We start from the raw sequence: 19,413 nt of genomic DNA, 5'->3' as shown, positions 1-19,413 counted from the left end.
CTCTGGCCCGCCCGCACCACTCACCCCACTCGCCCGCCCGACATGGCCCGGCGTTCCGACGCACAGGAGCGTTTTGCTATGTCCATCCAGTCTCTGCGCGAAGAGCGCACGGCTAAGGCGCGGGAGTACCGCAACATCCTCGACCAAAACCCCGGCAAGCTGCCCGACGATATCAAGACCAAGCTGGATGCTCTCGCTGCCGACATCACCGACTTGGATGAGGCCATCGCACGCCACGAAAAGGCCGTCGCCCTGGCAGCCGATGCATGCATCATCTCCGACGTCACTGATGCGGCGGCACGCAAGGCCAAAGACACTGCCAATCCCGCTGCCGCGATTTACGCCAAATGGCTTCGAGGCGGAGACAGAGCCCTTTCCGAGGATGACTTCCGTGTGCTCAACACCATGAGCACCACCACCGATTCCGAGGGCGGGTACACTGTCCCGCGCGAAACGGCCACCTCGATCATTGAAGCCTTGAAGGCCTTCGGCGGCATGCGGGACGTGGCCACCATCATCACCACGGCATCCGGAGCGCCGCTGAACTACCCGACCAGCGACGGCACCAGTGAAGAAGGCGAGATCGTCGATCAGAACGCAGCGGCAAGCGATGCGGATGCCAGCTTCGGCACCGTAGGCCTGCCCGTGTACAAGTTCTCGTCGAAGACCATCGCCGTCCCCATCGAACTCCTGCAAGACAGCGGCGTCGACATCGAAGCGTTCATCCGCAGCCGCATTGCCACTCGTGTTGCACGCATCCAGAACCGCATGTTCACCCTCGGCACCGGCACGGGACAGCCCTCTGGCATCTTGAAGGACATCTCGGCCGGCAAGGTCGGGGCCACCGGACAGGCTGCCACGGTGACCTACGATGACCTCGTGGACCTTGAGCACAGTGTTGACCCGGCATACCGGGCCTTGGGCGCTCGCTGGATGTTCCACGACCTCACCCTGAAGGCCGTCAAGAAGCTGAAAGATGGGGATGGCCGCCCGCTCTGGATGCCTGATGTGGCAGGCTCGGCTCCCGCCACCATCCTCGGCTACGGATACGCCATCAACCAGAACATGGCGGTCATGGCTGCCAACGCCAAGTCCATCCTCTTTGGCCACCTCAAGGCCTACACCATCCGGGATGCCATGTCGGTGGAGATGTACCGATTCACCGACTCCGCCTTCATGAAAAAGGGGCAGATCGGCTTCCTCGCATTCTGCAGGTCTGGCGGCGTCAATACGGACACCAACGCCATCAAGTTCTACCAAAACTCCGCCACCTAACCACCAAGGGGCGGGTTCACCCCGCCCCTGCCACAGGAGATCGCCATGTCGAAGAAAAACGACCCCGCCTCCACTGCACAGCAGCAGGCCCCAGAGGCTTCACAAGAACTGACCAAAGCCCGAGCTCTCATCGACCTGCACGAATTTGGCTATCCTGTGCGGTCAGGACAGTTCTTCGTGGGCCCGGCCAACATCATTGAGGTACTGGCGCGTGATGGCGCTGCGGACACGGAAGCTCGCGAAAAGGACGTATTCGAGGAGGATATCCCTGAGCCCATTTGCATAGGGATGCCTCCAGAGAAGGCCGAGGCCTAGCCCATGATCTCCATCCGCTGCATCAGACCAGCCACAGCAGAGCCAGTCACACTAGAGCACGTCAAAACGCATTGCCGTGTCGATGGCTCGCAAGATGACGCGCTTTTGATGGGACTCATCAGCGCCGCACGCCAGCAAGCCGAAGGCCTCATCGGCCGTGTTGTCTGCGAATCACTGTGGGATGTCGTCGTGGATGGCGGGATTACCGGGCCGTACACATTCCCCTTGTCCCCCTGCACTGAACTCACGGAGGTACGCGTCGAGGGCAACAGGGTCGACACCTCGCGTTACACCTTCACCCCTTCAGGGGTTTCCGTGAACGAGAGGCCGATGCTGGCAACCGTGACGCCGGGTTCCGACTTCCCACGGGGGAATGTCTGCATGACGGTCAAGGCTGGTTGGCCGGAAGTCCCCGCCCCCATCACGCAATGGATGCTCGTGCGCATCGGAACCATGTACGAACAGCGTGAAGCCTATGCCGTGGGACATGTCATCGGCGAGATGCCTCGGACATTCGTAGACGCCCTGCTCGACCCTTTCATCATTCCTGGGGGCATCTGATGGGAGCCGGTTCGCTTCGCCATAGGATTACCTTGCAGAGGATGGTTCGCACCCCTGACGGCATGGGAGGCGGTTCCGATTCGTGGGTCGACGTGGACACCCTTTGGGCAGAGGTGCAGCCGTTAACAGGCAAAGCCTACATGGCCGCCAAGCAGGCCCAAAGTGATGTCTCACACCGCGTGCGAATCCGATTCCGGGAAGGAATAACGCCCGACATGCGAATCCAGGTCGGAACAAGGATCTTTCAAATCGATGCAGTGCTGTGCCCCAACGAACGGAGGCAGGACCTGCACCTCATGTGCGTTGAGAGGTCCATCGATGCGTAGGCGCAACTCGTTCATCAGGGCAGAAGTCGATATCAGCCTCCCGGCCAGCATCGACTGGAGGGAATTCAGCGCATACGCCGAAGCCCAGCTTGAGGCCATCGCCGCTGAAGTACGGAACGAGGCCAGAGCATCGTCCGCGTTCGCCGACAAAACGGGAACGCTGCGCAAGTCCATCAAGATCAAGAGAGAGCGAGGTGACGACGGTGAAAGAGTCCTTGTCGTAGCTGCTACGGCACCCCATGCGCATCTCGTCGAGTTTGGGACGCAGGGCCCACGCAAAAGCACCAAACAGGGGCGGATGTTCCTCGATGGAGTCTGGGCTTCCGATGGAGGGCTGATCTTCGCCAAGGAAGTGCGTGCCATGCCGGCTTGCCCGTTCCTGCGTCCGGCCCTTGCCAAGGTCATGGCTCGCCGCATGGCAGGCTTCGCGGCGGGAGGTGGGGCACATGCCGATTTCGGCATGCCCGACGCCTTCGGATGGGAAGGATAGCCATGCAAGCGCTGATGCAGTCCATCTACGCGCGGTTCGCAGCGATGCCGCACACCCCCCTGTGGGCATCCGTACAAGGCAGGCTCTACGACACCGAGGCTCCCGAACGCGCAGCGATGCCCTACATCGTCATGACTCTCGTCAGCGACGTCTCCACACCGTTTGCCGACCGCTGCGAGGTCCAATTCTCCATCGTGAGCAACCGTTCCAGTGCAGAAGAAGCGGAAAGAATCCGCTCTGCTCTGATTGCCCTCTATGACGACTGTGACTTGCCGGGGGTCGGGACCCCTAACAACCTCGGCATGGAGAGAACACACGCGACCCGCGTTCGTGATGGCGGGTTGTGGCTCTACCATATCACCTACGAAATTTGGATCGCCAAACTTTAGGAGGATGCATCATGCCTGCTCCCACCAACATCATCGGCGCCGCACGGCAGCAGACCGTTTTCGCGGTCAAAGAGACAATGCGCGGGGCAATGGCTTTCCCTGCCGCCGCCGCGCCGCTCATCATCCCTGCCGGATACGTCGATTTGAGCCAAAACCCGAGCTTCACCAACTCGGAAGAGATCAAGAACAGCCGCGACGTTCTGGCACAGTTCCAGGATGCCATGCTCGCTGGCACGTTCTCGATTCCCATTTACGCCCGCCCTGATGGGACCGCAGGCAGTGTCCCCATGGGTGACGTACTGTTTGAGTCGCTCCTTGGGAGCAAGGCTGTCAGCGGAGGATCCGCAGTGGTCTACAGCCCCGCGATGTCCAAACCGTCCTTCTCGCTCTTTGCCAAGCGCGGGCACACGGTGTTCTTCGCACTCGGGGCGGTGGCGGAGACTCTTCGGCTGTCGGCCAAGAACAAGGGAGCGGTTCTTTTCGAAGTGGGCGGGAGCTTCATGCAGATGGGCTGGGCCGGGCGTGATGCAGTCAAGACGACTGCAACCGCCGACGCAACCTCTGTGCAGGTCTACGATGCCAAGAAGTACACCGTGGGTGCTGTGATCTGGAACGCCACCAAAGCCGACAAAGGCGTGAATGGATACACCGTAACGGCAGTGAACACGATCACCAACACCCTGACCCTCTCTACGGGCGTCGGGGCCGGAGGATGGACGCAGGACGACATCATCGAAGGATACCTCCCTGCAGGAACCTCCGTGGGGGCGCCACTCGAATCACGTAAGACCAGCCTCACCATCGGCGGCATCACCAAGAGCATCAAGGAGCTTTCGCTGAGCTACGACGACAAGGTGAAGATGCTGGACGATGAAATCACCACAAACGGCTACCCCACCGATTACGCAGAGAACAATCGAAGCGTGACCGGCAGTCTCTCCAGCTACTTCCGCCAGAATGACATGGCGCAGTTCATGGACGGCATCGCTGGCAGTGAACAGGCAATCTCCCTGATCGTCGGGGACACGGCAGGGAAGAAGCTCCAAATCGATATGCCTCGCTGCAAGCTGCAGGTGCCCAAGGTCAGTGCCAACGCCCCGACTCTTGATGTGTCCATCGACTACACAGCCCTCGGCACCGAAGGTGAAGACTCCATCACCCTGACATGGAAATAGGAGGCTCCATGAAATTCAACCTTTCCAATCTGAACCCCGGTACGACCTTCGACATAGGTGATGGCGCCCGTCTCACCATACGCCTGTGCAACGGCGCGGCCCTCGACGAAATATACAGCGCTACGACCAACAAGCGCGAAGTGTGGAAGCGCGGTGTTCGCTCCGTTGATGTCGAAGTGGACGAAGCTCGCCGGTCCGAATTGATCTGGGACTACTCGATCATGGATTGGGACGGCATCGAAGACGAGCACGGCAAGGCCATCCCCTGTAACGCAGAGAACAAGGCCACACTCATGCGTGAAAGCCTCGTGTTCGCGCGCTTAGTCAACGGCCTGCTGGACAGGCTCATTGAGCAGACCGACGCCGCGGCACAGGCTCTTGAAAAAAACTGATCGACTGGGCGCGGTGGCAACTCACGGGCACTAGCTGTGAGGATTGCACCGAGGCATGGGACGGGGCCCCACCCTGTGCCGAGTGTCCGCGCCCGGAGCTGGCGTTTGAGAATAGGTGTGCGTGGAAGGTCTGGGCCACCCTCCACGAGTTCAACCGGCCCATGCTGTCGGTCGGTATGGGCGGGGTGGTACCGCAAAAACTGCGCGCTACCGACGTGGCGCAGGTCGTTGATGCATACGGCGGCACTCGGGACGACATGGACCGGTGCCTACGCCTTGAGTCTGAAGTGTTTCCCCTGCTCATGGAGCAGTGGAACGACAAGAAAAGCGGTGTCCAGCCGTAAGATCATTGGCAATCGAATAGGGTGTGGGTGGAAACGAAGAGGGCCGGGAGGTTATCCCGGCCCTGTGGGGTGGTGTCAGACTGCGCACCGCAACGCAGCTTCGGACAAAAAGCGCGACCGGTTCATGCCGAGCGCCTTTGCCTTGCGGTCTATGCGCTCAAGCACATACTTTGGAATACTGACATTGATTCGCACAGGAGTCGTATCCGTTCCGGGAGCTTGGACAAGCTGCAGAAAAGACTCCCCTGCCCCAGCGTCATTCCGTTCCGCGTAGGCCTTCGCCTCCTGTAAGGTACTTGGCGTCGGTAAGGGCTTGCGAGCAGCAGCGTACTCGGAAATAGCCTCCGACAGTACATCCTCAGCGTTCTCAAGGCACTCCTGGAAGGTTTCGCCCTGGGTAAGAGCCTCGGGAATATCTGGGAAGTGGACTGCAAAACCGCCCTCTTTGACCGGCGTAAAGGCTGCAAAATAACACAGCATACCATCTCTCCTCTGGGCTAATGGGGAGGGGCGAGCCCCTCCCGCGGTCTAGAGCAACTTCACGCCAGTCTGTTCCGCAATCCTCTTGGCAAGAAAATCTTTGATTTCCTTGTGGCGAGGAACGGTTGCGACAAATCTTCCATCAGGTGTGTAAACCTTGGTGTGTTTGCCACCCTCGTCAAGCACGAGGCCTGCGCGTTGAAGAGCCCTAAGGATGTCTGAACGTTTCATTCAGCCTCCTTACGCGTAGAATATACACACAGAAATACACACGGTCAACAACGCCTCCCCAGACGGCTTGTTCATGAAGGGACTTCGCTTGGAACACGGTGATGCCCCAAACAGAGCCTGACACACCCATTATCCCCCACACCCTACGCGATTGCCTCCAGTTGGAGGCACGATGCGCATTCCCGGAGTATCCGTTGTCATCAGCGGCGACTACTCACAGCTCAAACAAGATCTGAATGCCGCGAAAGTGATTGTCCGCCAGGAAGCTGCGGGTATCGCTGACGCCATGAATAGTGCCATCTCACCGAAGCAGGCTGAAAGCGCACTTGCTGGCTTAACGGATAATCTCTCGAAAGTCGGGCGACGAGCGTCCGCAGTGGGCACCGACTTCTCCAAGCTTGGAGCCGAACTCGGAGCACTGACAAAGATCACTGGCTTGTCCGAGGTCGGGCTCCGCCAACTGCAGCAGCGAGTTCTAGAACAAAAGGCCATCAATGAAGCCGAGCGCGCCTTCTCTTCACTTGGTAAGGCCGCGGGCATGTCCACGATGGAGCTCGCGTCATTCCGCATCAAGAGCGGCGACGTTACAGGTGGTGCTCGAATGCTGGGGAGCGCGGCCATGTCGGCCGTACCCTACGTGGCGGCTATCGGGCTTGCTGCCGGTGCAGCAGCTAAGGCCTGCTTCGATGCCGCAATGCAGGCCGACAGGCTGAACCGTGCCTATACCACCGTCACCGGCAGCAGCGCTGGCGCCCGAGAGCAGCTCCAGTTCATCTACGAAGTAAGCAACAGGCTCGGGCTGCAGTTCCAAACCACTGCCGCTGCCGCCAAATCATTCTTCGCCGCCTCCAAGGGAACAAGTATGGAGGCCGATGCAAGAGGCATCTTTGAAGCTGTCTCACAAGCCGGAGCGGCTTTGGCGCTCTCGCAAGACGACATGAACGGCGTGTTCATCGCGCTGTCGCAGATGATGTCGAAGGGGAAGGTTCAGGCAGAGGAGCTTAGAGGCCAACTCGGCGAACGCTTGCCGGGGGCATTCAACCTTGCGGCACGGGCAATGGGCGTCACCACGGCTGAGCTCGATAAGATGCTGGAACAAGGACAAGTGCTCGCGGACGACCTGCTCCCCAAGCTGGCTAACGTCCTGCGCTCGGAATACGCCGGCGCAGCGTCTGAAAGCGTGGCCGCAGTCAACCGCCTATCCACGGAATGGGAACGCTTCAAGGCCAGTGTCATGGATACCGATGCCGTAGTGCGCGGCATCGAAGCCGTATCAAGCGCCCTAAAGAACGCTACTGACGCGATGGAAGCGAATGCCCAGCGCCGCTCCATCATCGCTGAAATGCAGGCCTTGGGCATCAAGGGCAAAGAGCTGATCGGCGAAGGGCAGTATGGCTACTCACAAGCGCAGATAGATGAATACCTGTGGCGCAAAAACGCTGGCCAGCGCCAACGCGATGGCGCCTTCGCCGACCAGACGTCAGATAGTGTCCGCATAGAGCGCATCACTGGTGCGGCCCGGTCTGCCTATTCTGCGTTCATGAAAGAGTCTGAAGCTGAAAAGATAAAGAAGATCAATAACGAAGCAGAAGAGGCCATCCGCAAACTCTCCGCTGCACGCGATGCAGATCTGGCCAACGCCACGCTTTACAATCAGCAGATCGCGGCTGTCGAAGCCGAGCGAAACGAAAAGCTGAAAAGCATCACGCGGAGCAATGCTTCGGAGCAAAACAAAGTGTCAGACGCCATGCGCGAGGTGCACGAAGAGGTACTCCGCCTATCCGGCGATGACGTTGCTTTAGCCCAAGAGCAATTTGAGCAGCGCTTCGCCAAACTACAACGCACCATTGGCAGCGTGACGCCGGAGATGCGGGTATGGCGCCAAGAGGCTGAAAAGGCGTTCTCGCTGGGCATGACGCCGCAGCAATACCACGGAGCCATCACACGATGGGGGGAGCAAGCGCGCGAACGCTCCGCAGAGCTCTCCGTGTACCGGCAATCGATTGGCGGAAACAGACTGGATGCCGTTGAAATGGAGCGGCTAAGGGGGCTCTCCTCAATCGAGAAATGGAAGCAGAGCGACGAGTGGCGAGCGGCCAGCCCGCAGCAGCGCATGGAGGAAGAAGCGAAGGCCAGAGAATTGCTTGAGCTCAAAAGCCAACAGCGCATTGAAGAAATCAATGTTCAATTCCTCGGCAAAGCGGCCTCTACACTCAAAGGGCGCACGGATCTGCAGCAACGAGTCCTGCAACAGGAATTCGCGACATACTCCAAGCATGTTCAGGACAAAGAGCTGCTTGATGCGTGGTACGAAGAGCAGCGTTTACGCCTATCACGCGCTGGATCCGACGGCATCAAGCGCGGCCTTCGAGACTATGCGGATGAGGCCAAGAATGTGGCCAAGAGCATGGAGGCTGCGGTCTCCGGAGCATTCAGATCCATGGAGGACGCCCTGGTCAACTTCGTCACCAAGGGCAAGATGGACTTCTCCAGCTTCGTCGACTCGGTAATCGCAGATCTGGCACGAGCCCAGATCCGCCAGAGCATCACCGGCCCTCTGGCATCCGCATTCGGCGGCTTTGACTTCGGCAAGATCCTCGGATTCGGCAACCACACCGGGGGTATTGCCGGAGCGGAAGCCACCTTTGCCCGTGCCGTGCCTTCTGGACTCTACACCCATGCTCCGCGTTATCATGGTGGTGGTATCGCCAGCGACGAGATCCCCGCAATCCTCAAACGAGGCGAAGGGGTCTTCACCCCTGAACAGATGAAGCGCCTAGCTCCTGTGGAGGCCTCTGGTCCCCGTGACATGGAGGTGCGCATTGTCAACGAAAGCGGCACGCCCATGCAGATTACGTCCACCCACATCGACTTCAACGACACTCGAAGACGCGAAGTAATGACCATCGTGATCGACAGTCTCCGGAACAACTATATGGGCTTCCGCGATGCGGTGGCCACAGGGGGGTAGCCATGGATACCTTTCCGACCATCGCGGCCCCGACAAGCATCGATCGATGTGTAAACGACCCGTACATTGAATCAGAGTTCGAATCCGGCGATGACGCTGCGCGCCCCGTATTCAGTACGCCTCGTGAAGGGGTGATGACGCTTAAATGGCCTCGCCTCCGTATTGCACAATTCGAGAGCCTGCGCTCCTTCTGCGCGTCGCACCGTGCTGTGCGCTTTCTGTGGCTGCACCCCACGACAGCCAAGGCGTATGTCGTACGCCTCAAGCCGAACTCTCCCCGCTGGTCTCAGTCGGGCTCACAGCCCGGCACGTATGCCGTAGACCTACAGCTACAAATCGTCAGAGAGGCTTAGACCATGCCCAGCCTCTCTGAAATCATCGAACGGAACCGCACGCACAGCGAGCATCCGTACATCGTTCTGGCGGAACTGGCTTTGCCGGATGGAACAACGATCCGGCTGGCACGTGATCCACGTTCGTGGGCGTGGCCGAACATCGATGCCACCACAGGCACCCTCTCCGCCCCTGCCGACACGATCGCCTACACATTGAGGGAGTACGGCGCGGTGACCGTATCACTCGATGCGGGTATCGACGCTGGCACCATCGAACTACAACGACAAGCTGGCACAACGTGGGAGACCGTGGCCAGCTTCACCAAGCCCGACGCGGTGCAGATTGACGCCCAACCAGCGGCCACCTACCGGCTTATCGCGGGAGAGCTGTTCGAAGGGGAAGTGCGGGGAATCATATCAGGCCCCGGCTCACACATCTGGCAGGCCTTCAACTTCGACTTGGGACAATACCGTGAGGGGGAAGGAGCCCGCCGTGCAACCCTGCAGCTACGGGTCTCCAACGCAAACGGCATCGCTCTCCGCTGGATGGAACAACTTGAAGACTGGCGCAAAGCCAATGGTCGAGAACCGGTGGGATGCCGTCTCATCATCGTCAATACGAATCTCTTAGCAGAAGCAGCCCCGACCGCAGAGTACGTCTTCCAGGACGCATCGATATCATGCGCCCCGCCTATGGATTGGATTTCCATCGAGGTGGGAGGGCCCGACGTGTGGGGAGCAGTGATAGGACGCCGGATCCTGCGCGACTACTGCACGTGGCGACAAGTGGAGGATTGCCCACACGTGCGGACATGCGACCACACCCTGACGCGATGCCGGGAAATCGCCGCCTCACTCGATCCGGGCCGGAACGAATTATTCGGCGGAGTGCCCTTCTGCGGCAAAGGAGCACACTATGTGCTTTAGCCTGACCGAACTCTACACTGCACGTTACGCGAAGGGAGGGCGTGGAGAACTGGATCCCGCAACAGGGACGCCTCGCTTCGACTGTTGGGGACTCGTAATGGCAACCCACCGCTTATTCGGGGTCGAGCTGCCGGACTTCCATCATGACCCTGAGCAGCTACTTGCCATCGCGCGTGAATTCAGGGCCCAACGCGAACGGAGAATATGGGTCCACCTTGGTAGCCCGGTCATCCCGTGCATTGTCGCGCTACGCCATGATGCACGAGCCGTCCGCGCTGTTAACCATTTTGCGACGTACATCGGCAGAGGGCGCTTCGTTCACATTCTCAATGAAGCTGGCGTCCACACCTCAACCGTGACCGAAGCACCGTATGCGTCTCGCGTGGCAGGGTATTGGAGCTATGATGCAGTCGGCTAGCGTTCTTGTAACCACAGCGTTCAACTGGCTCGATCCGCTTGATGTGCATAGCGCCTACCATGCTTGGCGCCCCGGACTACGCATTGCCGAAGTCATCCCGTCTGAATTCGAGCTCCCAGAGGCCTTCGACATCCAGTTTGCCATCAATGGCCGCAAGCTGACGCTCTTCGAAGCGGAGATATACGATCTGCAACCCGGTGATGCGGTGCTTGCTACCGTCATCCCCTTGGGAGGAGGCGGAGGGAAAAACCCACTGGCGACGGTGGCCATGGTTGCATTGCTGGTCACAGCCCCGGCCATAGGAGGCTGGCTCGTATCAGGGGCCATGTCGGGCATGATGAGCGCAGGTCTCATCTCCGCCGAAGCGGCCATCGGCATGGCCGGTGCGATGGGAACGGCTGGCGCCATAGCAGGAGGTCTCGTGGCTGTCGGGGGAGCCGTCGCGATCAATGCCGTACTTCCTCCGGGCCGGGTGGGATCCGGACGCGCTATCGGAGCTGACCCCCTGCAGGAGTCACCCAACTATGGGTGGGCACCGACCAACCCCATCGAAAATGGACGCCCTGTCCCCATCCTGTACGGTAGAAAGGAGAACTTTGCCCCATTCAAGGCGGGGCAATTCATCAGCACGGACGGTGATAAGCAGTACTTGAACATGCTCTTCATCATAGGAGAGGGGCCTGTTGATGCTATCTCCGACGTGAAAATCAATGGCAACCCCATCGGCAACTACACCGAAGTCGTCGTCGAAACCCGACAGGGAACGCCCGATCAGAGCGTCATCCCTGCGTTCAATGATGCTGTGAGTGAACAGGCTGTCGGAGTGAAGATCAGCACCAATTGGCACACTGTCACTCTCTCAGGGAACAACACACAGAGCATCGGTATCGGCATATCCTGCTTGCAGGGGCTGTGGTACGCCAACGACAAGGGCGGGCTTGATTCTCTCTCTGTGACCATCGACATAGAATGCCGGGTCATTGGAGCCACGGCTTGGACCCACTTGGATACGCAGACCATCACCGCATCCCAGCGCGCTGCAGTCCGTCGCTATTGGCGTTATGCCGTTCCAACTGGCCACTACGAGGTACGAGTCCGCTTCAACACTCCACCCGCCAGCGACACGAGGCATATGAGCGATACATGGTGGGAATACTGCCACGAGATCGTGCCTGATGATTTCCGGCTTCCCAACATGGCTCTTTTCGCGGTTCGGGCACTGGCTACCGACCAGCTGAACGGCAGCGCCTTCACCGTCACTTGCACAGCAGAGCGCTCTACCCTGCCCCTGCCGGACGGTAACGGTGGAACTGTCTCCCGGCCTGCTAGCAACCCCGCATGGATGGCACTCGACCTGTTGCTAAACCGCCGCTACGGGGTCGCTTGGCCAGTGTCGCAAGTCGCGCTCCAAGACTTTGCGGATGCAGCCGCGTGGTGTGACGAGAAAGGCATCACAGGCGCGATGTACTTTGACACCGATATGAACTTTGAAACAGCGGCGTCCTATCTCGGTCGATTCGGAAGGTTCCGCATCCTCCCTCGTGGCACCAGCATTGGGTGTATCAGCGACAGACCTGAACAATTCCCCGATCAAGGACTGTTGGTCACGCCAGCCAACATCCTCAACGGCACATGCGGTGTAGGGTATGCAGCCCTGACAGACCGGGCCGATGCTTGGGAAGTGACATGGTTCCACCCCGAACGCGGGCCGGAAACGCTTTTCGTCCCCGGTGAAAAATACGGGATCATTGCAGGCCGTACCCCGAGAATCCGGCAGGAAACCCTCTATCCCTGCACGACGGAAGCACAGGCATACCGCTGGGCTCGCTACATGGATAGATGCAACCGGTATCTGGCCCGCACAATCAGCCTGCGATGCAATGTCGACGCCTTAGGCTCGCACGTCGCTCCCGGGCGCATCATCCAGATCGCACATGATCTACTGCACCGTACACAGTCCGCACGCGTACTCACGGCCACACCCACGGAAATCACCCTCAACAGGCCTGTGACCCTCGAACCCGGAACTACCTATCAAGTACTTGTTCGGCATGTAGACCGGCAATGCGCGGACACAGGCAACGAGCTCCACGAGTCGGTTACCCTCGCTCCTGTCTCGCAACACACCTCCACGAGCACCTTGCACCTTGCTGCCCCCCTTCAATTCGCCCCGTCCGAAACAGCCACGGTGACAGTGGGAGAGCTTGGACGCAACGCCCGATGGTATCGCGTGCTCTCCATCGCACGCACGCAAGACATGCGGGTGCAGATCGAGGCACTGGAGTACGACGAGGCCGTATACGCCGACGAAGGCCAGCCGCCGAGCATCCCATCCAGCGCCACGCTGCCGAGCGTCACAGCTCTGGTGGCAACCCTCATGCAGGTCACAGAGGACCTTGTGGCCAAACGCCTTGTGTCACTCGCGTGGCGTGGTGATGCCATGCGTTGGTCCATCTTCGTGCGCAAGCTTGGCAGTGGAGGCAATGCTTGGTGGCTCGCTGGAACGACAGCGGATCCGTCATTCATCGTGCGCAACCTTGAGGTCGGCTTTGCCTACCGTATCGCAGTGACAGCTACAGGCCACCCCGCCGACGGACAGACTGTCGATGTGGACTTTGCTCTCAACACACCTTCTGGATCCATCCGCCCCATCACAGCAATGGATGGAGGGCTTGAGGTTCCCGTATATGTGACTGTGGGCGGAGAACCCACGCAACTCATGGGAGTATTTTGATGTCTACACTACACGGTGCTTTAACTGGCGCAGACAACATGCACGTGCCGTACGCATGGGAGTACGCAAATCAATCTGCGCGCGAAGCGGGCATTGGCGTCGATGCCAGTGGCATAGGGAAATTGGCCCGGCAACTCGACGACAACACCCTTTGGATGTTGATCAGCGCCAGCCCTGTCACATGGAAACAGGCTGGCGGTGGGGCATCTTTCCCTTCCGGGACGCGGATGCTCTTTCAGCAGTCGACGGCCCCTACAGGGTGGACGAAGGACGTGACGTTAAATGACAGGGCGTTGCGGGTGGTGTCCGGGGCGGTGGGGAGCGGCGGCGTCACGGGATTCTCTTCTATTTTTAGCCGTACGATGGTCGACTCGACGACGCTGGTAACCTCGCAGATGCCAAGTCACAGGTTGGGTATTCTGGCGGGGTACTCTAACTTCGGGGGAACAGCCGAGGCCGTTGGCGTTGGTTTCTACTGGAGCGGTAGCTCTGACGTGCCTCCTGCCTCTAGTTCCAAGTTCGTACGTAACGCCACGCGGTATACGGACTACGTTGGCGGCAACGGTTCACACTCACACGGCCTCGACCTGCGCCTCGCCTACGTCGACGTCATCATCGCCAGAAAGGATTAGCCATGCAGATGCAACGCAAGAACCTGTGCCCGCTCGCGGGATTTGTCGAATGCAGACAACTGGACTGCGCCCTGTTCACGCAGTTGCGCGGCACGCACCCGCAGACCGGGGCGGACATCGACGAGTGGGGATGCTCGCTGGCGTGGCTGCCCGTGCTGCTCATCGAGAACGCACAGCAGGTGCGGCAGGGCGCGGCGGCTACCGAATCGCTGCGCAACGAGATGGTGCGTGCGGCAGAGGCGTCGCAGGCCATCACCCTTGCCGCCCTCGGCGCAGACAACGCAGCGGGCGCGACCGCACATTCTCGCACCATCGCCCTCCAGGAGGTGCCCCATGCCTAGAGTGACCATCGTTCCCGCCGACAGCCTCGTCATCGTGGACGGGCGGGGCCTCAACGTGAGCCTCACCCTGCCGGGGCACGTGCATGCCATCCAGTGGGATGGGCGCACCGGGTGGGTGGAACATAACGACGGCACGCCGAACACCCCGGTGACACAGACCGAGTATGACGTGCTGGTTGTGCCAGCCCTCGCCGCGTGGGAGTCGGCCCGTGCCGCTGCCGATGCGCCGCCCCCGCCCCTGACGCTGGAACAGGCCAAGGCCACGAAGCTGGCTGCCATCCGGGCCGGACACGATGCGGCCCTTGCTGGAGTAATCGCCCTCTCCGACCCCACCCCCACCACGGTGGCCGTGGAAGCGGCGTTGCTCGCTGCTACCGATCTCACCGGGCTTGAGTATGCCCGGCAGAAGCTGGCTATGCGCCGGGCAGAACTTAAAGCGATGGTTGAATCCTCATCCACCTTCGAAGCGCTGGAGGTCGTGGAAGTGAGCTATCCGGTGTAGGGTTTTGCCTCGAAAAAACGGCAAATAATGCCGAAAATCTGTTGCCTCAATAGGTGCAGTGCCATAAAGGGAAAGGACACAGAGGTACCAGCTCTGTGTCCTTTCCGGGTCTGTAGCTACTGTACGGCATCGACCCGCTTCAGACTTGGCGGCCTTCTCGCTTTCGCGGGGAGGCCGTCGGCTTTTTTGCTAGGCTCTACTCAAAGCCCAGACGATGACTGCGTGCGCGACGTTCACAAACACGAGAATGTCTGCTTTAGTCATGCACCCTCCTTTTGGGGGACTGCGCTACATGATGCCGAGACAAATAGCATTTAACAGTCGTGCGCCCCCCCCACAACCCTTGCACACGGTCCATAGATTCTGCGAAAAGCCATTCAAAATCGACACTTCGTTTTTTTAACAACCTGTTTTTATTGACTGTATTTTTTCTTAAAAAAATTTACGCTCATAAAAAAATGGATGAAAAACAGCTAATTGCAACTACGAGGAAAAAGCACCCTCCAGTTCATGAGCGCTTCCGACACCTCATAAGATCTCCCACCGCAGCAAAGCATGCTCAACCTGATGAACGTCTGACCTTCGCTGCCACGGATATGGTCACGCCCCACATGCTGCTGTATAGGAAGCGTATGCTCATTCGCGCCGCCCTCCTCTGCGCCCTGCTCACCTGTCCCTCGCTGGTCTATGCGTGGCCCGGCGTCGTACTTCGTGTGCACGATGGTGACACGCTCACCGTCCGCCGCACGAGCGGTGACGTCGTCAAGGTACGGCTCTATGGTGTGGACGCCCCGGAGCTTGCACAGCCCGGCGGGCCAGAGGCCCGCGACTACCTGCGCGAGATGCTCGCGGATGGGGGGACGATCGACGTGCGGACGATGGACACCGACCGATACGGTCGCGTGGTGGGGCGGGTGCAGCACGGAGACGTCGATGTCAACGCAGCCATGCTCGACGCGGGTCAGGCGTGGGTGTACCCGCAGTACTGCCAAGCCATCTTCCCTTGCGTGGAGTGGGTAGTGGTGACCATACGTGCAGCTCTCGCGCAACGCGGCCTATGGGCCGCAGGGATGCCGCAACCCCCGTGGGACTGGCGACGCGAACAACGAGCCGCCCACGCAGATGCCGAGTAATGCAAAAGCCCCCGATGCGGGGGCTTTTGTGTGTCTGGTCTGACAGGTGCGATACCAGCTAGAACGACACGCTCTTGCCACACGATGTACAAACGCGCGCGTCGTTGTCCATGTCTGCGCCGCAGTGCGGGCAGGGGCGCGTTGCATGGCCTGTGCTCTGCTGCACCGGTGTGACCTCGCCTCGGCAGTGGCGGCACACGTTGGCGGCCTTGTGGATGGGTTCGGCGCAATGCGGACAACGGCGGTAGCCCGGAGGTACACCGCTGCCGGGGCCGAGAATCAGAAGCAGCAGCACCAGAATGGGGATGAAGAAGCACAGCATGCCCCAGACAAGCCCATCCCGGCCCTTGCCGTTGGCCACACGATAGCCGATGGCCCCGGCCACAATGCCAATGAGGAGCAGAATCTCAAGGCTCATCAAAACAACTTCCATCACGCCGAAATATCATGGCACGAAGCTACTCCTCCACCGTTCTCGACGTAGGGATGAGCGATTCTCCATTGACATCATGCAGTACCCGGTTCTTTTCGACCACACGCTGCGATGTATTCGCATAGCAGTACACGCACATATGGTTGCACGTATTGTACATTCCTATATCTTTGCTCTCGACGCATCCACATTCTTTACGCTGCCCCTTGTCCTTGCACAGGGTAACGTCTTTCTTTTGCGGAGACAGGAGCGAGTATTGATCGATGTACGTTCCCAGATGCTTTTGAAGTTTTATGTTGCCTTTCCGGCATATTCTCTTGAACAACTCGCCATCTATGCACTTGTTAGGAAGAATGCCAAAATGTGCAAAAGACCTACGTTCGCCGCACGCTGAAGGCGATACGCCAATCTCTTTTGCGTAGGACGAAATGCGCCTTGCCAATTCATCCTGCTCTTCCATGCTAGGCTCTCGAAGGCAAAAGCCGTCTGCTGTTTTGATGTTACGTTGCACCTTCGTGTACGCATGGACGTCCACAAAACTGATGACAAGCTGTTCAGTATACCCCTTCAAGCACTCCCCGATAGAACGTAGCCGAGCCATGATACCTTCGACGTCAAGCTCACGGGTCAAGCAAATGGGATCGAAGCGCCAGATGACTCGCTCCTTGCCCAGTTTTTGCGACAAGCTGCGAAACGTCTCTATCCGCTCATCAAGGGGAGGTACATTCGGCTCAAAACCTTCACTCTCATAGTCATTGACCGTAAACTGAAAGTAATAGTCATAGCCAAGCTCTGAAACCTCGTCCAAAAAAGGCATTAGAGGCTTAGGGTTCTTGGTCCAAAAGACAATGCCACCTGCTTTTTCAAAACAAACAGAGTAACACTTTTGGTTAAAAGGACTTTTCCAAACAACATACCCATCTCGTAGCCTTCTCGAGAACCATTCTGCATAGAATGCTGGTATATCCGTAGACCTACTCGCAGACAATATGCCAGGATATGAACACCCATCGACGTCATTCTTGAAGGTCATGAACGTCCTCATCTGCGTAAAAGATGTAACACCTCAAATCCAAGCTCTGTGACATTTAAAATAGGTTTTTTCTGTAAGTTCGTTTCGCAATCAGAAGTAGCGCACCCATCCGACAACATATCTCTACACCTAGAAAGAAGTGAAGAACAAAAGCTAGACTCGCTGTGAACCCACCAATCAAGATGACTCCTTATCGCTCTTCCTCTTTTAGACAATCTACCTGAATCCCAATAGTCCTCATTTATAATATCGTAGTCTTCAAAAAATGAAGCAAAACGCCTTAACATGCCCCTGTGAGACCTTCTTATCTCATCCGGTGCGCTATTGTAAGTCGCACATATATAAATATTATCATATTTAAAATCAGTTGACTCAACGGCACACCTCAATCCATCAATATTATCTCCAATATCACGCAGCGACCTTGAAAAACAAAAGACATCACGCTCAACATCCCATGACGTCTCGCTAAACACATCTCCATTGTGGAAGATGACAGAACCACCATTAGGAGTTAATCCCTTAAAGCTCCAGTCATTCAAATCATACCCATGATACGTAAATGAATCAAAAACATAGCTTGCAGCTGCGCCATCAACCATGCTTCCGCAGCCAATCGACGCGATATCAGGCCGACGGCACCCCATCTCACTCAATGTTGTGTAAAGCATATAGTTCTCAGCAAAATATGCTGGATAATACCTCAATATATACAGAGCCTGCGCATACTGTACACAGTAAGGAAAGCTAACTTCAAAATTTAAATCCCGAAGAGCGCACAGAGAGCTATTCTGGCTAATCCAGTTAACTAAACAGTGACGAGCATTGCCTATCATTATATTCATATGGGTAAGCATTTTTCTACCTTGCAGTATCCTTATCAGTTCAGCCGTTCTTCTCTTCATAGCCTCACGCCTCCAGCATCAACTTCTATTTACTCGGACTTTTAGGCAAAATGTTCTCCGTGACTTCATAGTAGTCCTCATGCAGTGCATATTCTGCCAAAGCGAGATGAACATCCTTCGCAGCACGAGCAGACACCTTGCAGACCGTGGCAGCCTTGGCGTAATCGGCATCTGAAGTCATCCGCGCGGAACCACGCTTAGCCCTGGCAACAGCATCCGCGACACAAAGCATGGCGGCGCTAGGGCCGCATGACTTTCGGGCCGCAGAGACTATTCGTCGACCTTCGCCCACTTGAGCACGGGCGATCGACAGGCCCGTATCTGCACAGCTAGGAGTGAGCAGCACATTGACCAACAAGGCATCGGCGTATTCACCCGCATTGAAATATTCCATTGCCGAGTAGGCCGTTGCAGCCAACTGCTCCATGGACATGGTCGACATATCGCGAGCCTTGGTGGTCACGAGAATTTTTACGCCATAGAAGTCGGGCATACCTTTAAGAGGGACTTTATGCGCGCGGCACAGCACATAGGGCTGCGGAGAGCTTCCAGCCCGTACATTGCACGGCACCATCAAAATGAAGACCCCCGCGATTCCCATGTAAAGCCAAGCTAAGAGCCCCTGCCCTCTACAAGAACAACTCATTGCCATCTCCCGCAAAAAAACGCCCCCGAGCTGACACACAGCACGGGGGCGATTCGTTCTACCGACAACAACACAGACCGAGAGGCAACGAGCTAACGACAGCGACACCGGAAGGCTTCATGGCAGCGGCAACGCTGCCCCTTCCAGCATCGGGAGGAATCTCCACATATCGTTGCGTCCGGCCCATACTCACCCTTCCTGCGACCTGATGCGCTTCGCCCGGCCTACCAAGACCGAAGGCGAACCCCAGAGGAGGAGCCGCGACGCCGCAAAGCAATAGGCTCACACTTCTAGGAAGAACGATTGAACATCAATGAGTGGATTACCCCAATAGCAAGGGCGAAGGCAAGAGCCGATATGGATGCACACCACGGCTGCGTCTGGTGATTTAATCTTGTTATTACCTGACAGTTGGCCCTTCAAAA

22 protein-coding genes are annotated in these 19,413 nt (G+C 58.0%); 16 read left to right on the top strand and 6 right to left on the bottom strand.

Annotated elements, in window-relative coordinates; translation table 11 throughout:
• Positions 1–78 precede the first annotated feature (78 nt).
• From DVU_RS07060 to DVU_RS16795, 9 genes are all read left to right on the top strand, one after another.
• Positions 79–1,275 carry a phage major capsid protein gene (locus tag DVU_RS07060; RefSeq protein ID WP_010938792.1) on the top strand — a complete coding sequence of 399 codons (1,197 nt, stop codon included), beginning with the start codon at positions 79–81 and terminating at the stop codon, positions 1,273–1,275.
• A gap of 45 nt (positions 1,276–1,320) precedes the next feature.
• A complete protein-coding gene (locus DVU_RS07055; RefSeq protein WP_010938791.1) occupies positions 1,321–1,590 on the top strand; it encodes a hypothetical protein in 270 nt (89 codons plus the stop codon).
• Positions 1,591–1,593: 3 nt separating this feature from the next.
• The gene (locus DVU_RS07050) at positions 1,594–2,151 is read left to right on the top strand and encodes a head-tail connector protein (RefSeq protein ID WP_010938790.1); all 558 of its coding nucleotides are present in this window, start codon (positions 1,594–1,596) and stop codon (positions 2,149–2,151) included.
• Positions 2,151–2,477 carry a phage head closure protein gene (locus tag DVU_RS07045; protein WP_010938789.1) on the top strand — a complete coding sequence of 109 codons (327 nt, stop codon included), beginning with the start codon at positions 2,151–2,153 and terminating at the stop codon, positions 2,475–2,477. The genes DVU_RS07050 and DVU_RS07045 overlap by 1 nt, the downstream gene beginning before the upstream one ends.
• Positions 2,470–2,967 carry an HK97 gp10 family phage protein gene (locus tag DVU_RS07040; RefSeq protein ID WP_010938788.1) on the top strand — a complete coding sequence of 166 codons (498 nt, stop codon included), beginning with the start codon at positions 2,470–2,472 and terminating at the stop codon, positions 2,965–2,967. Before DVU_RS07045 ends, DVU_RS07040 begins: the two co-directional genes overlap by 8 nt.
• A 2-nt stretch (positions 2,968–2,969) precedes the next feature.
• Positions 2,970–3,356, top strand: a complete 387-nt coding sequence (gene gp17 / locus DVU_RS07035) for a tail completion protein gp17 (RefSeq protein WP_014524433.1) — start codon at positions 2,970–2,972, stop codon at positions 3,354–3,356.
• Positions 3,357–3,367: 11 nt separating this feature from the next.
• Positions 3,368–4,531, top strand: coding sequence for a phage tail tube protein (locus DVU_RS07030; RefSeq protein ID WP_010938786.1), 1,164 nt, complete (start codon positions 3,368–3,370; stop codon positions 4,529–4,531).
• Positions 4,532–4,539: 8 nt separating this feature from the next.
• Entirely contained in the window at positions 4,540–4,923 is a 384-nt protein-coding gene (locus tag DVU_RS07025) for a hypothetical protein (RefSeq protein WP_010938785.1), read from the top strand.
• Between the two features lie 161 nt (positions 4,924–5,084).
• Positions 5,085–5,267 (top strand): hypothetical protein, encoded by a 183-nt coding sequence (locus DVU_RS16795; protein ID WP_014524434.1) that lies wholly within the window; start codon positions 5,085–5,087, stop codon positions 5,265–5,267.
• Positions 5,268–5,342: 75 nt separating this feature from the next.
• Here DVU_RS16795 and DVU_RS07020 read toward each other — a convergent pair whose 3' ends face one another.
• Both DVU_RS07020 and DVU_RS07015 read right to left on the bottom strand, forming a co-directional pair.
• Positions 5,343–5,747 carry a type II toxin-antitoxin system HicB family antitoxin gene (locus tag DVU_RS07020; RefSeq protein ID WP_010940652.1) on the bottom strand — a complete coding sequence of 135 codons (405 nt, stop codon included), beginning with the start codon at positions 5,745–5,747 and terminating at the stop codon, positions 5,343–5,345.
• A 48-nt stretch (positions 5,748–5,795) separates the two neighbouring features.
• Positions 5,796–5,978, bottom strand: coding sequence for a type II toxin-antitoxin system HicA family toxin (locus DVU_RS07015; protein ID WP_010938784.1), 183 nt, complete (start codon positions 5,976–5,978; stop codon positions 5,796–5,798).
• A gap of 172 nt (positions 5,979–6,150) precedes the next feature.
• Here DVU_RS07015 and DVU_RS07010 point away from each other — a divergent pair, with 172 nt between their 5' ends.
• The 7 genes from DVU_RS07010 (at position 6,151) to DVU_RS06970 (ending at position 15,971) form a co-directional block, all read left to right on the top strand.
• A complete protein-coding gene (locus DVU_RS07010; protein ID WP_010938783.1) occupies positions 6,151–8,949 on the top strand; it encodes a phage tail tape measure C-terminal domain-containing protein in 2,799 nt (932 codons plus the stop codon).
• Between the two features lie 356 nt (positions 8,950–9,305).
• Positions 9,306–10,211: a tail protein gene (locus tag DVU_RS07000; RefSeq protein WP_010938781.1), complete on the top strand. Its 906-nt coding sequence runs from the start codon at positions 9,306–9,308 to the stop codon at positions 10,209–10,211.
• A gap of 404 nt (positions 10,212–10,615) precedes the next feature.
• Positions 10,616–13,363: a host specificity factor TipJ family phage tail protein gene (locus DVU_RS06990; protein ID WP_164928127.1), complete on the top strand. Its 2,748-nt coding sequence runs from the start codon at positions 10,616–10,618 to the stop codon at positions 13,361–13,363.
• A 272-nt stretch (positions 13,364–13,635) separates the two neighbouring features.
• Positions 13,636–13,995, top strand: coding sequence for a hypothetical protein (locus tag DVU_RS16790; RefSeq protein WP_223295088.1), 360 nt, complete (start codon positions 13,636–13,638; stop codon positions 13,993–13,995).
• A 2-nt stretch (positions 13,996–13,997) separates the two neighbouring features.
• The gene (locus DVU_RS06980; RefSeq protein ID WP_010938777.1) at positions 13,998–14,336 is read left to right on the top strand and encodes a hypothetical protein; all 339 of its coding nucleotides are present in this window, start codon (positions 13,998–14,000) and stop codon (positions 14,334–14,336) included.
• Positions 14,329–14,838, top strand: a complete 510-nt coding sequence (locus tag DVU_RS06975; RefSeq protein WP_010938776.1) for a tail assembly protein — start codon at positions 14,329–14,331, stop codon at positions 14,836–14,838. The genes DVU_RS06980 and DVU_RS06975 overlap by 8 nt, the downstream gene beginning before the upstream one ends.
• 632 nt (positions 14,839–15,470) lie before the next feature.
• A complete protein-coding gene (locus DVU_RS06970) occupies positions 15,471–15,971 on the top strand; it encodes a thermonuclease family protein (RefSeq protein WP_014524437.1) in 501 nt (166 codons plus the stop codon).
• A 58-nt stretch (positions 15,972–16,029) separates the two neighbouring features.
• On the opposite strand, the gene DVU_RS06965 is transcribed toward DVU_RS06970, so the two are convergent.
• The 4 genes from DVU_RS06965 to DVU_RS06950 are packed head-to-tail and all read right to left on the bottom strand — an operon-like array spanning position 16,030 to position 18,988.
• Positions 16,030–16,389: a zinc ribbon domain-containing protein gene (locus DVU_RS06965; RefSeq protein ID WP_010938773.1), complete on the bottom strand. Its 360-nt coding sequence runs from the start codon at positions 16,387–16,389 to the stop codon at positions 16,030–16,032.
• A 40-nt stretch (positions 16,390–16,429) separates the two neighbouring features.
• Entirely contained in the window at positions 16,430–17,437 is a 1,008-nt protein-coding gene (locus tag DVU_RS06960; protein ID WP_010938772.1) for a DUF1848 domain-containing protein, read from the bottom strand.
• Positions 17,438–17,445: 8 nt separating this feature from the next.
• Positions 17,446–18,342: a hypothetical protein gene (locus DVU_RS06955; RefSeq protein WP_010938771.1), complete on the bottom strand. Its 897-nt coding sequence runs from the start codon at positions 18,340–18,342 to the stop codon at positions 17,446–17,448.
• 25 nt (positions 18,343–18,367) lie between these two features.
• Positions 18,368–18,988: a hypothetical protein gene (locus DVU_RS06950; protein ID WP_014524439.1), complete on the bottom strand. Its 621-nt coding sequence runs from the start codon at positions 18,986–18,988 to the stop codon at positions 18,368–18,370.
• Positions 18,989–19,413 lie beyond the last annotated feature (425 nt).

The sequence above is a fragment of the Nitratidesulfovibrio vulgaris str. Hildenborough genome (assembly GCF_000195755.1).
GTDB classification, from domain to species: Bacteria; Desulfobacterota; Desulfovibrionia; order Desulfovibrionales; family Desulfovibrionaceae; genus Nitratidesulfovibrio; species Nitratidesulfovibrio vulgaris.
The sequence above is the reverse complement of the archived record's forward strand: the minus strand, read 5'-3'. Positions and strand labels throughout refer to the sequence as shown.

Bases quoted from the DNA above. Each gene is read 5' to 3' on its own strand.
- DVU_RS07050 (WP_010938790.1), top strand. From the start codon at position 1,594: ATGATCTCCATCCGCTGCATCAGACCAGCCACAGCAGAGCCAGTCACA.
- DVU_RS06990 (WP_164928127.1), top strand. From the start codon at position 10,616: ATGCAGTCGGCTAGCGTTCTTGTAACCACAGCGTTCAACTGGCTCGAT.
- DVU_RS06955 (WP_010938771.1), bottom strand. From the start codon at position 18,342: ATGAAGAGAAGAACGGCTGAACTGATAAGGATACTGCAAGGTAGAAAA.
- DVU_RS07030 (WP_010938786.1), top strand. From the start codon at position 3,368: ATGCCTGCTCCCACCAACATCATCGGCGCCGCACGGCAGCAGACCGTT.
- DVU_RS07010 (WP_010938783.1), top strand. From the start codon at position 6,151: ATGCGCATTCCCGGAGTATCCGTTGTCATCAGCGGCGACTACTCACAG.
- DVU_RS07025 (WP_010938785.1), top strand. From the start codon at position 4,540: ATGAAATTCAACCTTTCCAATCTGAACCCCGGTACGACCTTCGACATA.
- gp17 (WP_014524433.1), top strand. From the start codon at position 2,970: ATGCAAGCGCTGATGCAGTCCATCTACGCGCGGTTCGCAGCGATGCCG.
- DVU_RS07040 (WP_010938788.1), top strand. From the start codon at position 2,470: ATGCGTAGGCGCAACTCGTTCATCAGGGCAGAAGTCGATATCAGCCTC.
- DVU_RS06950 (WP_014524439.1), bottom strand. From the start codon at position 18,988: ATGAGTTGTTCTTGTAGAGGGCAGGGGCTCTTAGCTTGGCTTTACATG.
- DVU_RS07060 (WP_010938792.1), top strand. From the start codon at position 79: ATGTCCATCCAGTCTCTGCGCGAAGAGCGCACGGCTAAGGCGCGGGAG.
- DVU_RS07020 (WP_010940652.1), bottom strand. From the start codon at position 5,747: ATGCTGTGTTATTTTGCAGCCTTTACGCCGGTCAAAGAGGGCGGTTTT.
- DVU_RS06975 (WP_010938776.1), top strand. From the start codon at position 14,329: ATGCCTAGAGTGACCATCGTTCCCGCCGACAGCCTCGTCATCGTGGAC.
- DVU_RS06980 (WP_010938777.1), top strand. From the start codon at position 13,998: ATGCAGATGCAACGCAAGAACCTGTGCCCGCTCGCGGGATTTGTCGAA.
- DVU_RS07015 (WP_010938784.1), bottom strand. From the start codon at position 5,978: ATGAAACGTTCAGACATCCTTAGGGCTCTTCAACGCGCAGGCCTCGTG.
- DVU_RS07000 (WP_010938781.1), top strand. From the start codon at position 9,306: ATGCCCAGCCTCTCTGAAATCATCGAACGGAACCGCACGCACAGCGAG.
- DVU_RS06965 (WP_010938773.1), bottom strand. From the start codon at position 16,389: ATGAGCCTTGAGATTCTGCTCCTCATTGGCATTGTGGCCGGGGCCATC.
- DVU_RS07045 (WP_010938789.1), top strand. From the start codon at position 2,151: ATGGGAGCCGGTTCGCTTCGCCATAGGATTACCTTGCAGAGGATGGTT.
- DVU_RS16795 (WP_014524434.1), top strand. From the start codon at position 5,085: ATGCTGTCGGTCGGTATGGGCGGGGTGGTACCGCAAAAACTGCGCGCT.
- DVU_RS06960 (WP_010938772.1), bottom strand. From the start codon at position 17,437: ATGACCTTCAAGAATGACGTCGATGGGTGTTCATATCCTGGCATATTG.
- DVU_RS07055 (WP_010938791.1), top strand. From the start codon at position 1,321: ATGTCGAAGAAAAACGACCCCGCCTCCACTGCACAGCAGCAGGCCCCA.
- DVU_RS06970 (WP_014524437.1), top strand. From the start codon at position 15,471: ATGCTCATTCGCGCCGCCCTCCTCTGCGCCCTGCTCACCTGTCCCTCG.